This is a genomic window from Cupriavidus sp. 22TCCZM04-2 (assembly GCF_057798895.1).
In genome coordinates this window covers 257,701-270,997 of sequence record NZ_JBYOJS010000003.1, presented here as the reverse complement: position 1 = coordinate 270,997, position 13,297 = coordinate 257,701, and the positions used below count along the sequence as shown (strand labels likewise).

Below are 13,297 nucleotides of genomic sequence, written 5' to 3'. Positions count from 1 at the left end.
GACTCCATGAACGATTCCGCATTATACGCGCACGCCCTGCCACCTGGCCCCGTCGATCCTGATGCACCGCTCGGCCTTCTCGGTGGCATGACGCCCGCTGCATTCATGCGTGATATCTGGCAACGCAAGCCACTTTTGATTCGACAGGCGTTCCCTGGAATCGTGCCACCTGTGTCGCGCGAAGCGCTTTTGTCACTGGCGGACAGGACCGAAGTCGAATCGCGCCTGGTGACGCACTTTCGCAACAGATGGAAGCTCGAACAAGGTCCCTTTGCCGCAGAAAACCTGCCATCCCTCAAGGCGAAACAGTGGACCCTGCTGGTGCAGGGTGTCAACCTCCACGACACGGCCGCGGCGGACCTGATGGGCCAGTTCCGGTTCGTGCCTGACGCCCGGCTGGACGACCTGATGATCAGCTACGCCACCGACGGCGGCGGCGTGGGTCCCCACTTTGACTCGTATGACGTGTTCCTCTTGCAGGTTTCGGGCCGGCGCCGCTGGCGCATCTCGTCGCAGACCAAGCTTGACCTGCTGCCCAACCTCCCGCTGAAAATCCTGGCGGACTTCAGCGCCGAAGAGGAATGGGTGCTGGAACCCGGCGACATGCTGTACCTGCCGCCGCAGTACGCCCACGATGGCATTGCCGAGGGCGAATGCATGACCTGCTCGATCGGCTTCCGCGCCCCCGCCTATCGCGAACTCGCAGGCCATTTCCTGGCGTGGCTTTCCGAAACGGTGGAAGACAACGAAGACCTGGGCGGCCGCTATGCGGACGCCGGCGAACGCGCGGCAAAGCATCCCGCCCAATTGCCCGCGGGCATGGCTAAGGCTGTCGCGCAGCGTCTGAAGGCCCTGCAATGGAACAGCGCGATGGTGTCGGAATTCATCGGCACCTACCTGTCCGAACCCAAGCCGACGGTCGAGTTCGCGGAAGTGCCCGATATCCCGATGCGCCAGTACGCAAAGCTCGCACGCACGCACGGGGTCGTATTGGCCCCCGGTTCGATTGCGCTCTATGACGGTACGCATTTCTTCCTGAACGGGGAAGCTTATGAGCCTCCGCCCGATCTGGCACGTTGGTTGCACAAGCTGGCCGATTATCGGCAGCTCACCGCTGCGGAAATCAAGGCATGCGCCGAGCTGCCGGACCTGCTCGACACATTCCACCACTGGACGCTGGAGGGCTGGTTGCAGTTGTCACCCCCCGCACTGTAATAATGCGTAACATTGCAATCCCGTAAATTTCGACGCTACACAAGCCGGGAAAACGCGGATATAATCGTCGGCTGGCTAGTACTGTGTACCACTGCATTTGTCGGCACCGGGAGAGCCTCTATTTTGCAGTTCAAGAGCGATAATTACCGGTAATTATTCATCGCCTGTTTTTTTGGTTATTACAAGTTAAAGGACGAACAATGAAGAAGTCTCTCCTGATCGCATCGCTGCTGGCCGCTGTTGCTCTCGCCGCTTGCGGCAAGAAGGAAGAAGCCGCCGCTCCGGCCGCTGACACCGCTGCTCCGGCTGCTGCTGCTCCCGCCGCTGAAGCTTCGGCTCCGGCTGCTGAAGCCCCGGCCGCTCCGGCTGCTGAAGCTTCGGCTCCGGCTGCTGACGCCTCGGCTCCGGCCGCTGATGCTTCGGCCCCGGCTGCCAAGCAGTAATTGGTTCGCACCAACGAAAAAACCGACCTTCGGGTCGGTTTTTTCGTTTCTGCGCCGCTCGCAGCGGCACCCTTAACTCATCACCCTCACCTCATCCGCGGACTGATTGCCAGTCCAGCCCGGAATCCTGGTCCGCCACCAGCACATCCGCCGGCAAGGCACCAAGTGCCGATGCCAATGCGCCCTGGCCAGCTCCACCGTATTGTTCTGCTTGCTGAGATGCGCCGCGACTACGCGGTTCAGTCCGCCATGGACAACCTGCGCAAGAATGCTGGCCGCCACCTCGTTCGCCAGGTGACCGAAGTCGCCGCCAATGCGCCGCTTCAGTGAAGCCGGGTAGACCGAGTTGCGCAGCAGCTCGCGGTCGTGGTTGCATTCGAGCACCAGCGAATCGACGCCCGACAGGCGCGCCGTCACATAAGGCGTCTCCATGCCGATATCGGTCAGCACACCCAGACGCGCGTCCCCGTTGGAGAGCACGAACTGCAAGGGCTCGCGCGCATCGTGTGGCACGGTGTACGGCAACACCTGCAGGCTTCCGATGCTGAAGACATGATCGGCAGCGCAGACGCGCACGTCGGCCGCGTTGGCGCCCCGCAAATGGCAGGTCGCCAGCCATGTGCCGTGGCTGGTGTGTACCGTCAGGCCATGACGCGCCGCGAAGGCATAGGCCGAGCCGACATGATCGCCGTGCTCGTGCGTGACCAGCACGGCGTCGAGCTGATCCGGCGTGACGCCCAGGCGCTCCAGGCGCCTGGCGGTCTCGCGGATGCCGAAGCCGCAGTCCAGCAGGATGCGGGTGGTGGTGGTTCCTTCGCGGGATTCGACCAGCAGCGAGTTGCCCTCGCTGCCGCTGCCAAGAAAGGCAAAGCGCATCATGCTTGCGCCTGTCTCATTGCATGCCGTGCAAACCGGGCCGGGCGGCCCGTTCGATTTCTCTGCACGCCGACGATCAGTGGAGTTGCTCGTCGAGCAGCGAGAGGATGCGCTTTCCGACTTCGCCGTTTTCCGGCTGGCCAGCTTCGTTGAGCACCGTCACGAGCGTGCCCGACCCCGTGCCCTTGAGCGCCACGCGGTACTTCTTGGCGGTCTTCGGATCATCAGGCTTGGTGAACAGTTTGGAGAAGAAGCCGCGGCTGTCGACGCTGGTCCGCGGATCGACATAGCGCACGTAGTACAGGCCTTGCGCGCGGTCGCGGTCTTCCACGGTGAAGTTCACACGATCAAGCGACAGGCCGACCGAGCGCCAGGCGCGGTCGAACGGCTCGGGCAACTGCAGCGCCGGAGCGCCGTTGACTTGCGCCAGGTAGGACTTGCCTGCGGCCGAGGACGTATCGCCCGCGGTTGCCGCGGCACCGGTAGCCGCCGCTGCGGCACCGGCCGCCGCGCTGTTGCCAGCCGGCGTCGGGTTCTTGGCCATCTGGTCGGCCTGCTCCTTCTGCACGCCCAGGCGTTGTGCCAGGCGCGAGAGGAATTCGGCTTCCAGCTCCGGATCAGCCGGACGCGGCGTCCAGACCGTGGTCGACTTGTCGACACCGGTCAGCTGCTCCTGCGCGCCGCGATGGCTGATGAAGACTTCGAGCGTGCCATTCTGCGCGCGCTCGACGCGCGTGCGGAACTTGTCGCGCTCCGACGTCGAGTACAGGCCGTCGAACACCTTGCCGATGGTATTGCGGATAATGTCCTGCGGAATCTTGGCGCGGTTTTCCGCCCAGTCGGTTTCCATGATGCCGGTTTCAGGCGAATCCTGGACCAGCAGGAAACCGCTTTCCTGCCAGAAGCCACGCAGCGACTGCCACAGCTGATCGGCACGCATGCCGTTGCTGATCACCAGCCAGCGCTGGTTGCCATCACGCTCCATGCGCACGCCCTGCGCCGAAGGCAGGACATTTTCGGTCGGCGAGGCTTCGCGGGTCTTGGTCGACTGGCTGTAGTTCGACAGCGTCGACGTGCCGTTCTGGTCGGGCACCGAGTAGCGGCGATCGCCGTCCAGCTTGGTCAGGTCCGGCGGGATATCGAGCGACGGGGTCCGCTTGGAGGCCGACGACTTGTAGTCGATCTTGTCCGGCTGCATGGCATCGTTGATGCTGCTGCAGCCCGTAATGACGCCTGCGGCAAGCACGGGCACAACCAGTGCGGCGCGGCGGACTTGCATCGCGCCACGGCGGTTAAGCTTGAGTTTCATTGACACGCAATCCTAGTTGATAGAGCGGCACGGGTGCGCCGGAAATCAGCCCAGCAGGCCGGTGGCGGCCAGTGCCTTGCGCACGGTCTCGTGGTTGGACTCGGACAGCGGCGTGAGCGGGAGGCGAATGCCGCCTTCCATCTTGCCCATCTGCTGCAGGGCCCACTTGACCGGGATCGGGTTGGCCTCGATGAACATGGCCTTGTTCAGCTCGATCAGCTCCATGTGCAGGCGGCGCGCGGTGACGGCGTCGCCCTTGAGCGCGGCCGCGCACATCTCATGCATCTTGCGCGGCGCCACATTGGCCGTGACCGAGATATTGCCCTGGCCGCCCAGCAGGATCAGCGCCACGGCGGTCGGATCGTCGCCGCTGTAGATCGCAAAGCCTTCGGGCGCGTCCTTGATCAGCTGCGCGGCGCGATCGATGTTGCCGGTCGCTTCCTTCACCCCGACGATGCCAGGCACCTGCGCCAGGCGCAGGATGGTGTCGTTGTTCATGTCCGCAACGGTGCGGCCCGGCACGTTGTACAGCATCACGGGCAGGTCGACCGCCTCGGCGATGGTGCGGAAATGCCGGTACATGCCTTCCTGGGTCGGCTTGTTGTAGTACGGCACGACCTGCAGCGAGGCATCGGCACCGACCTTCTTGGCAAAGGCCGTCAGTTCGATGGCTTCATTGGTCGAGTTGCCGCCGGTACCGGCGATGATGGGAATCCGCTTGCCAGCCTGCTCCACCGCCACGCGAATTAGCTCGCAGTGCTCGTCCACCGTGACGGTGGGCGATTCGCCGGTGGTGCCAACGATCACGATGGCATCGGTGCCCTCGGCCACGTGCCAGTCGACGAGGGCCCGCAGTGCCGGATAGTCCAGGCTGCCGTCCTCATGCATCGGGGTGACGATGGCAACAATGCTGCCGGTAATCTGTGTCATAACGTTAGGGAATTCGGGATGCGAATAACAGGATTGTACCGGAACCGCCGGCCGCTCCGACCGATGTTCCGACAAGCGGTTACATCAAGCGTATCAACGTGTGAAGCCGCATTCTCGCGGACCGGCGAGGCGTCACTTCATGCCGGCAGCCGGTAGCGTGCCGGGGCGCTGCCAGCTGCCGTTACCGGCACCTCGCGCACGGCACACAGGCGTTGCACAAACGCTGTTTTGGGCACTTCAAGAAAGCCATCCTCATAGCCGATCACACGCAGCCCGCGCGTGCGGGCCACTTCAAGCAATTCGCCGGGTTGAAGCAGGAAATCCGGACGTGAAGGCTTGCCGACGGTCTCATTGCCGCTGGCAAAGGTTTCGTACAGCAGCACGCCGCCGGGCGCCAGCGCATCGACAAGAGCGGGCCATAACGGGCGGTGCAGGTAATTGGTGACGATGACCGCATCGAACGGTGCCTCGTCGGCGAGCGGCCAGGCGCCCTGTTCGAGGTCTTCCACGCGGCCGGCAACAGACGCAGGAAGCGCCGCAACCGCTTCGACATCGCGATCGACACCGACCACGGCATGGCCGCGTCCGGCAAACCAGCGCGCATGCCGGCCACTGCCACAGGCAAGGTCGAGCACCCGGCCGGCCGGGTGCACGAGATGGGCCCAGCGCGTGACCCATTCAGACGGAGCGCCGGTCGGCGCGTGAGCGAACATGGACCGCGATCCTATTGCAGCAGCATGATGATCGGCCGCAGCATCAGCTCCACTACCGAGCTGAGCAGGTTGATCACCGGCCGCATCCAGACCGAGGTGATCACGCCGGCCGCGACCAGGGCCATGACGACGAAAATGCCGTACGGCTCGATGCGCGACACCGAGTAGGCCACGCGCGGCGGCAGCAGCGCGGTCACCACGCGGCCGCCATCCAGCGGCGGAATCGGGAACAGGTTGAATGCGGCCACCACCAGGTTGACCAGCACGCCGGCGCGCGCCATTTCGCTGACGAACGGCTCGGACACGTGCGCCCACGCCAGCCCGATCGCGATCAGCGCCCACAGGAAGGCCTGCACCACATTGCTGGCCGGCCCGGCCAGCGCCACCCACATGCCGTGCCAGCGCGGATTGCGCAGCCGGCCGAAGTCGACCGGTACCGGCTTGGCATAGCCGAACACGAACTGTCCGTTGGTCAGCAGGTACAGCAGCAACGGCACGGCAATGGTGCCGATCGGATCGATGTGCCGCGCCGGGTTCAGGCTGACGCGGCCCAGCGCATAGGCCGTGGTATCGCCGAAGTGCTTGGCCACGTAGCCGTGCGACGCCTCGTGCAGCGTGATCGCGAACAGCACTGGCAGGGCGTAGACCGCAAAGGTCTGAATGAGGGAAGAATCCATGGGGCTTATTGTACCGGGCGGGCTGACCGGCAGATCACTCGGCGGCGGGAATTCAGAGTCCGAACCGTGCGATATCGCCCCTGCCTGCGCGCACCAGCTCCGGCTCCCCGCTGGTCAGGTCGATCACCGTCGTGGGCTGGGCCGGCGCCGGTCCACCGTCGACGACGAGGTCCACCATTTTTTCGAGCCGGGTCCGGATCTCCGACGGATCGTTCAGCGGCTCGTCGTCGCCAGGCAACTGCAGCGTCGCCGTCAGCAGCGGTTCGCCGGCTTCGGCCAGCAACGCGAGCGGAATGGCGTGATCGGGCACGCGCACGCCGATGGTCTTGCGGGCCGGGTGCGACAGCCGGCGCGGCACCTCCTTGGTCGCCTCGAGGATGAAGACGTACGGCCCTGGCGTGGCGCCCTTGATCCAGCGGTACTGCCGGTTGTCGACGCGTGCAAAGCTGCCCAGCTCGGACAGGTCGCTGCACATCAGCGTGAGGTGGTGCTTGTCGTCGATGCCGCGCAGCCGGCGCAGTCGCTCCACGGCTGCCTTGTCGTCAAGCTGGCAGCCCAGCGCATAGCTGGAATCGGTCGGCAACGCGATCAGGCCGCCCTGGCGGACGATCTGCACGGCCTGCTTGATGAGTCGCGGCTGCGGGTTAAGCGGGTGGATCTCGAAGTACTGTGACATGGCCGGGCTCAGGTGCGTGTTCGGACAGGATTCGCGGCCGGCGGCCAGGCATCTTCGCCCGCGCCAGCCCGGCGGACAGGGCCGGCTACCAGTCGTGCCATACCGGCGTGACCGTGGACGGCAAGGGCGGCAGCGTGCCCAGTTCCACGCGCCCTTCACCGGGGCCGTGGAAATCAGAGCCGCGCGATGCCAGCAAGCCGTAGTGCCGGGCCACCGTGGCGTAGCGCTGGTACTGGTCCGGCGTATGGCTGCCGGTCACCACTTCCACCGCGCCGCCGCCCAGCGCCGTGAACTCGTCGAACAGCGCGTCGTGCTGGGTGTCGGTGTAGTTGTAGCGGCCCGGGTGGGCCATCACGGCGATACCGCCAGCCGCGCGGATCCAGCCAACGGCCTCGGACAGGTTTGCCCAGCGGTGCCCCACGTAGCCAGGCCGCCCTTCGGACAGGTACTGGCTGAAGACGTCGCTGATCGTGGCACAGTAGCCCTGGTCCACGAGCCAGCGGGCGAAATGCGTGCGCGAGATCAGGTCCGGATTGCCGACATGCTTCAGCGCGCCCTGATAGGCACCTTCGATGCCGATCTTCGCCAGTGCGTCGCCGATATCGCGGGCCCGCCGCCCACGGCCGGAGCGCGTGTCGGCAAGGCCGTCGATCAGTTCCGGACAGAATGGGTCGATCTGCAGGCCTACGATATGCACGGTCTGCCCGGCCCATGTCACGGAAATCTCGACGCCCGGGACGTAGCGCATGCCCAGGGACTCGGCCGCGGCACGCGCCTCGGCCTGGCCGCCGACTTCATCATGGTCCGTGAGCGACCACAACCGCACACCGCCGGCATGCGCGCGTTCGGCAACGGCGCGTGGCGGCAATGTGCCATCGGACACGGTGGAATGGCAGTGCAGGTCTGCGTTGAGTGTATGGGGGTCGGGCATGGACTTATTCTACTCCCGTATGTGCGTTCGGGCTGGCTCGATGCCCGCCGCGCAAAGCCCTTGCCAGCAACGCTGGCGTCGACGGCGTGGCGCCGGTGGCGCGGTATAGTCGGGTTTTGGATTCACCGCCGCACCAAGCCAATGTCCACCGACAACACCACTGCGCAGCCCGGCACCGCCGACACCACCATCACCACCGACGTGCTGATCGTCGGCGCAGGCCCGGTCGGCCTGTTCGCCGCATTCCAGGCCGGTGTGCTCGGCCTGAAATGCGAACTGATCGACGTCCTGGATCGCGCGGGCGGCCAATGCACCGAGCTGTACCCCGAAAAGCCGATCTACGACATCCCGGCCGTGCCGGGCTGCCTGGCCCAGGACCTGGTGGATCGCCTGCTGGAGCAGTGTGCGCCCTTTGCCTTCCCGATGCACTTCAACCAGCGTGCCGAAAGCGTGACCGAGGTGCTGCCCGTTCAGGGCGACGGCCATGCCCGCCTGCTGGTGACAACCGACGCCGGAAAACGCTTCGACGTTGCCGCCGTGCTGGTCTGCGCCGGCGCCGGCGCCTTTGCGCCGCAGCGCGTGTCGCTGCCGGAGGCGCCGGCGCTGGAAGACCGCCATGTGCACTACGCGGTGCGCGATGTATCGCGCTTCGCAGGCAAGCGCGTGGTTGTCGCAGGCGGCGGCGATTCCGCGCTGGATTGGGCGCTCGCGCTGCGCAAGGTGGCGGCTCGCGTCACCCTGCTGCACCGGCGCGAAGGCTTCCGCGCCGCCGACGGCACGGTGGCCGAGATGCGCGCCGCCGTGGCGGACGGCGAGATGGATTTCGTCGTCGGCATGCTTGGCGCCCTCAAGACGACTGGCGAAGGCAACGATGCCGCGCTCACGGAGATCGAGGTGCGCAGCCGCGACGGCGTCCAGACGCTGCCCGCGGACGAACTGGTGGCGCTCTATGGACTAGTCTCCGAGCCCGGCCCGATCGCGCAGTGGGACATGGACATGCGCGCCGGCCGCATCCTGGTGGATACCACCACCTATGAAAGCTCGCGGCGCGGCATCTTCGCCGCCGGCGACATCGCCTACTACGCCAACAAGCAGAAGCTGATCCTGTCCGGATTCCATGAGGCCGCGCTGGCCTTGCGCAAGGCCTATCACTACGCGTTCCCCGAGAAGTCGCTGGTGCACGTGCACACCAGCAACAACGCCGCGCTCAAGGAAAAGCTCACGCACGCCTGAGGGTTACGCGTTCAGGTGCAGAACGACTCGATCAGCGCCGCCACTGCGGCGGGCTGGTCATGGTGCAGCATGTGGCCCGCATCATCGATCACCGCCTCGCGGAAATCGCGGAACGCGCGGAAACGCTCGCGGAATTCCTCAAGCGACTGCTTGTGCGCGATATGGCGCAGCGTTTCCGAATCGCGGGCTTCCACGTGCAGCACCGGGGCGCTCACCTGCGCCCAGATCGCCATGATTTCCTCGAGCCGGTACAGCACCGGATTCACCAGCTTGTGCGCGGGATCGCCGAGGATTTCCCATTGCCCGGCTTCGTTGCGGCGCGACCAGTGCTCGGCCAGGAACGCGGCGCGATCGTCCGGGAGGCGCGGATTGGTCTTCTGCAGCCGCGCCGCCACGCCGGCGACATCTTCGTAGGCGCGCAACTCCGGCCGTTCGCGCAGTTCATCGAGCCAGCGCGCATAGCGTTTCGGCGCCTGCTCGGGGCGCGTCTGCGTCATGCCAAACCCTTCGAGATCGACCACCCGGCGCACGCGCTCGGGCCGAATGCCGGCGTACAGGCAAGCCACGTTGGCGCCCATGCTATGCCCCACCAGGTCCACCCGTCCTTCGGGCTGGTAGTGGTCGAGCAGCGCCTCCAGGTCGGCAAGGTAGTCGGCAAACCAGTAGGAATGCGTACCCGGATAGCGCGTCGGCCAGTCGCTTTCGCCAAAGCCCCGCCAGTCGGGCGCGATCACGTGCCAGTCGCGCTCCAGGCAGTCCACCAGAAACTGGAACGATGCCGCCACGTCCATCCAGCCATGCAGCATGAACAGCTTGGGCGCGCCAGGCGTTCCCCACTCGCGCACGTGGCAGCGCAGTCCACGCAACGTGATAAATTCAGAACGCGAGGTTTCCTTGATTGTCATTTGTCTCCCCTGGTTGCGGACTTTCCGAGCCTTGCCCGGAACCGGGAGCCGGAGCGGAAGCCCGCCTAAAATCGAACGATCGTTCGCAGAATTATAACGAGACTGACAAGGAGACAGCAGCATGGCAGCAGCGGCCCTGCCGGCAAGCCGGCGCGATGACTACCAGGCGCTCTACGACACCTTCCGGTGGGCGGTGCCCGCGCACTTCAACCTGGCCGAAGCGTGCTGTGGCCGCTGGGCACGGGACCCGGCCACCGCCGACCGCATCGCGGTCTATACCGAGCATGAAGACGGGCGTCGCGACGCGTTCAGCTTTGCGCATCTCCAGGCGGAAGCCAACCGGCTCTGCGCGGCATTGCGCGACCTTGGCGTGCAGCGCGGCGACCGCGTCGCAGTCGTGATGCCGCAGCGCATCGAGACGGCCATCGCCTATATGGCGATCTTTCAGCTCGGCGCCATCGCTACGCCGCTGTCGATGCTGTTCGGGCCGGAGGCACTGGCTTACCGCATCGGCCATAGCGAATCCGTGGTGGCGATCGCCGACGAGACCTCGATCGACAACGTGCTCGCGGCACGGCCGGAATGCCTGACACTCGCCACCGTGATCGCCGCTGGCGATGCGCGGGGGCGAGGCGACCACGACTGGGACGTCCTGCTGGCCGCGCAATTGCCGACGTTCACCGCTGAGCAAACCAAGGCGGACGAAGCTGCCGTGCTGATCTACACCAGCGGCACCACGGGTCCTCCCAAAGGCGCGCTGATCCCGCACCGGGCGCTGATCGGCAACCTCCCCGGCTTTGTCTGCTCGCAGAACTGGTATCCACAGGACGATGACGTGTTCTGGAGCCCTGCGGACTGGGCCTGGACCGGCGGACTCTGGGATGCGCTGATGCCGGCGCTGTACTTTGGCAAGCCGATCGTGGGCTACCAGGGCCGGTTCTCGGCCGAGCGCGCGTTCGAGCTGCTGGAACGCTACGGCGTCACCAACACCTTCCTGTTTCCCACTGCGTTGAAGCAGATGATGAAGGCCTGTCCCGAGCCGCGGCAGCGCTACACGCTGAAGTTGCGCGCGTTGATGAGCGCCGGCGAGGCCGTCGGTGAAACCGTGTTTAGCTGGTGCCGCGACGCCATGGGCGTGGTCGTCAACGAGATGTTCGGCCAGACCGAGATCAACTACATCGTCGGCAACTGCACGTCCCAGCATGACGACGCGTGCCTGGGCTGGCCGGCGCGGCCAGGTTCGATGGGCCGGCCCTACCCCGGCCATCGCGTACAGGTCATCGATGACGAAGGCCGGCCGTGCGCGCCCGGCGAGGATGGCGAGGTGGCGGTCTGCACTACGGACCTCCACGGCCATGCCGATCCGGTCTTTTTCCTCGGCTACTGGAAGAATGAAGCGGCCACGGCCGCGCGATATGTCGAGCGCGACGGCTTGCGCTGGTGCCGCACCGGCGACCTGGCCCGCATCGATGCCGACGGCTACCTCTGGTACCAGGGCCGGGCCGACGATGTGTTCAAGTCGTCCGGCTACCGCATCGGCCCGAGCGAGATCGAGAACTGCCTGCTCAAGCATCCCGCCGTGTCGAACTGCGCGGTGGTGCCTTCGCCGGACACCGAGCGAGGCGCCGTGGTCAAGGCCTTCATCGTGCTGACGCCTTCGGTGGCGCGCTCGTCCGACAGCGACGCTGCGCTGGTGACCGCGCTGCAGGAACACGTGCGCGGCCAGCTCGCGCCTTACGAGTATCCCAAGAAGATCGAGTTCATCGACCAGTTGCCGATGACGACTACCGGGAAGGTCCAGCGCCGGGTGCTCAGGCTGCTGGAGCAGGAGCGTGCGGCCGGCAAGGGCTAACCCGCCGAGGCCTCCAGCCACGCCAGCTCATCCTCGTCGAAACCCGCGGCGCGGCGCGCATCGAGGTTGAACGGACCGCGCAGTTTCGGCGCCCGGTGCTGCTGCGCCAGCGCGGCATAGGTCGCTACGGGATCCAGCCCGCGCTGCGCGCACAGCCATCGGTACCAGTGGTTGCCGATGGCCACATGCCCGACTTCATCGCGCAGGATGATGTCGATGATGGCGGCGGCCGCGTGGTCGCCCACCCCGGCCAGCTTGGCGCGCACCGGCGGCGAGGCATCGAGCCCGCGCGCCTCGAGCGTGCGTGGCACCAGCGCCATACGTGCCAGCACGTCGCCGGCGGTGCGGTCGCACATCTCCCAGAGGCTGTTGTGGGCGGGGAAATCGCCGTAGCCAAATCCCAGCGTGCCGAGGTGGTCCGCCAGCAAGGTGAAATGCAGCGCCTCTTCGTCCGCCACGCGCAACCAGTCGCGGTAGTAGTCGGCCGGCATGCCGGGAAAGCGCCAGACCGCATCGAGCGCCAGGTTGATGGCGTTGAATTCGATGTGGCACAGCGCGTGGATCATGGCGGCGCGCCCTTCGTCGGTATGCAGCGAGCGGCGGCGCTGGACCTGTTGCGGGGGCACCAGTTCCGGTCGCGGCGGGCGGCCCGGAATGCCAAGCGTCGCGTCGGCGGTGATGTGATCTTCCGCCCCAAGCCGAGCGGCATCGGCCTGAGTGAAGTCCCGGAACAGCGCGCGGGCGGCATTGGCCTTGTCGTGCGCATCGGTCCGGCAGAGCACGCCGAGTGCCCGCTGGCGCAGCGTTTGTGCGGGGTCAGGCAGTCGGGCGGCGGGTGAAATCTCTGGCATAGGCGTAAAATCCGGTCTGCCGCCATTGTAGAGCCACGCCGGTCACCCCCCGGCCGTTCATGCGGCGTGCCGGCACAAGGCCGGACGCGGCCATTCCCCTGGCTCTTTAAAGGCCGGCGGCAACCCCCAGATAACTACCTTCGTGCAGGAGACTCCATGGCGCTGTACCAGCTCGGCGAACTCGTTCCCAATATCGACCCGGACGCCTATGTGGCCCCCGAAGCCACCATCATCGGCAACGTGACCATGAAGTCGCGCGCCAGTGCCTGGCCGGGCGTCGTGATCCGGGGCGATAACGAACCGATCGTGGTCGGCGTGGACACCAACATCCAGGAAGGCTCGGTGCTGCACGTCGACCCGGGCTGCCCGCTGACGCTGGGCGACAAGGTCTCCATCGGCCACCAGGCCATGCTGCACGGCTGCACGGTCGGCGAAGGCTCGCTGATCGGCATCCAGGCCGTGGTGCTGAACCGCGCGGTGATTGGCAAGGAATGCCTGGTCGGCGCGGGTGCCGTGGTGACCGAAGGCAAGGTATTCCCGGACCGTTCGCTGATACTCGGCGCGCCCGCCAAGGTGGTGCGCGAACTGACCGATCAGGACGTGGCGAACCTGTACCGCAATGCCGAGACCTACGCCACGCGCCAGGCCATGTACAAGCAACAGCTCAAGCGGATCGACTGATCGAC

Annotated in this window: 13 protein-coding genes and 1 pseudogene; 5 read left to right on the top strand and 9 right to left on the bottom strand. The window is 66.0% G+C overall.

Annotated elements, in window-relative coordinates; all coding sequences use genetic code 11:
* Nucleotides 1-6 precede the first annotated feature (6 nt).
* Together AC3FKG_RS07140 and AC3FKG_RS07135 are read left to right on the top strand one after the other, a co-directional pair.
* Nucleotides 7-1,215 (top strand): ribosomal protein uL16 3-hydroxylase, encoded by a 1,209-nt coding sequence (locus AC3FKG_RS07140; protein WP_483711053.1) that lies wholly within the window; start codon nucleotides 7-9, stop codon nucleotides 1,213-1,215.
* Between the two features lie 200 nt (nucleotides 1,216-1,415).
* Nucleotides 1,416-1,658 carry a hypothetical protein gene (locus AC3FKG_RS07135; RefSeq protein ID WP_011297289.1) on the top strand — a complete coding sequence of 81 codons (243 nt, stop codon included), beginning with the start codon at nucleotides 1,416-1,418 and terminating at the stop codon, nucleotides 1,656-1,658.
* A gap of 91 nt (nucleotides 1,659-1,749) precedes the next feature.
* On the opposite strand, the pseudogene AC3FKG_RS07130 reads toward AC3FKG_RS07135, so the two are convergent.
* The 7 genes and pseudogenes from AC3FKG_RS07130 to AC3FKG_RS07100 form a co-directional block, all read right to left on the bottom strand.
* Nucleotides 1,750-2,537 (bottom strand): annotated as a pseudogene (locus tag AC3FKG_RS07130) (MBL fold metallo-hydrolase).
* A 73-nt stretch (nucleotides 2,538-2,610) separates the two neighbouring features.
* On the bottom strand, nucleotides 2,611-3,843 hold the full coding sequence (gene bamC / locus AC3FKG_RS07125) for an NlpB/DapX family lipoprotein (RefSeq protein ID WP_483711051.1): 1,233 nt from the start codon (nucleotides 3,841-3,843) through the stop codon (nucleotides 2,611-2,613).
* A 45-nt stretch (nucleotides 3,844-3,888) separates the two neighbouring features.
* A complete protein-coding gene (gene dapA / locus AC3FKG_RS07120; protein ID WP_483711050.1) occupies nucleotides 3,889-4,773 on the bottom strand; it encodes a 4-hydroxy-tetrahydrodipicolinate synthase in 885 nt (294 codons plus the stop codon).
* Between the two features lie 137 nt (nucleotides 4,774-4,910).
* Nucleotides 4,911-5,486 carry a class I SAM-dependent methyltransferase gene (locus AC3FKG_RS07115; protein WP_483711049.1) on the bottom strand — a complete coding sequence of 192 codons (576 nt, stop codon included), beginning with the start codon at nucleotides 5,484-5,486 and terminating at the stop codon, nucleotides 4,911-4,913.
* An 11-nt stretch (nucleotides 5,487-5,497) separates the two neighbouring features.
* Nucleotides 5,498-6,163 (bottom strand): site-2 protease family protein, encoded by a 666-nt coding sequence (locus tag AC3FKG_RS07110; RefSeq protein ID WP_483711048.1) that lies wholly within the window; start codon nucleotides 6,161-6,163, stop codon nucleotides 5,498-5,500.
* Nucleotides 6,164-6,215: 52 nt separating this feature from the next.
* Nucleotides 6,216-6,839 carry an L-threonylcarbamoyladenylate synthase gene (locus AC3FKG_RS07105; protein WP_483711047.1) on the bottom strand — a complete coding sequence of 208 codons (624 nt, stop codon included), beginning with the start codon at nucleotides 6,837-6,839 and terminating at the stop codon, nucleotides 6,216-6,218.
* A gap of 85 nt (nucleotides 6,840-6,924) precedes the next feature.
* Complete coding sequence (locus tag AC3FKG_RS07100) at nucleotides 6,925-7,770, bottom strand: 3',5'-nucleoside bisphosphate phosphatase (RefSeq protein ID WP_488742743.1); 846 nt, start codon at nucleotides 7,768-7,770, stop codon at nucleotides 6,925-6,927.
* 141 nt (nucleotides 7,771-7,911) lie between these two features.
* Here AC3FKG_RS07100 and AC3FKG_RS07095 point away from each other — a divergent pair, with 141 nt between their 5' ends.
* On the top strand, nucleotides 7,912-9,003 hold the full coding sequence (locus tag AC3FKG_RS07095; protein WP_483711045.1) for an NAD(P)/FAD-dependent oxidoreductase: 1,092 nt from the start codon (nucleotides 7,912-7,914) through the stop codon (nucleotides 9,001-9,003).
* A gap of 11 nt (nucleotides 9,004-9,014) precedes the next feature.
* Here AC3FKG_RS07095 and AC3FKG_RS07090 read toward each other — a convergent pair whose 3' ends face one another.
* Entirely contained in the window at nucleotides 9,015-9,908 is an 894-nt protein-coding gene (locus tag AC3FKG_RS07090) for an alpha/beta fold hydrolase (protein ID WP_483711044.1), read from the bottom strand.
* 121 nt (nucleotides 9,909-10,029) lie between these two features.
* On the opposite strand from AC3FKG_RS07090, the gene AC3FKG_RS07085 reads away from it, so the two are divergent.
* Nucleotides 10,030-11,760 carry an acetate--CoA ligase gene (locus AC3FKG_RS07085; protein WP_488742742.1) on the top strand — a complete coding sequence of 577 codons (1,731 nt, stop codon included), beginning with the start codon at nucleotides 10,030-10,032 and terminating at the stop codon, nucleotides 11,758-11,760.
* Here AC3FKG_RS07085 and AC3FKG_RS07080 read toward each other — a convergent pair.
* Nucleotides 11,757-12,611, bottom strand: a complete 855-nt coding sequence (locus AC3FKG_RS07080) for a ferritin-like domain-containing protein (protein WP_488742741.1) — start codon at nucleotides 12,609-12,611, stop codon at nucleotides 11,757-11,759. The genes AC3FKG_RS07085 and AC3FKG_RS07080 overlap by 4 nt on opposite strands.
* 156 nt (nucleotides 12,612-12,767) lie before the next feature.
* On the opposite strand from AC3FKG_RS07080, the gene AC3FKG_RS07075 reads away from it, so the two are divergent.
* Complete coding sequence (locus AC3FKG_RS07075; protein ID WP_483711041.1) at nucleotides 12,768-13,292, top strand: gamma carbonic anhydrase family protein; 525 nt, start codon at nucleotides 12,768-12,770, stop codon at nucleotides 13,290-13,292.
* Nucleotides 13,293-13,297 lie beyond the last annotated feature (5 nt).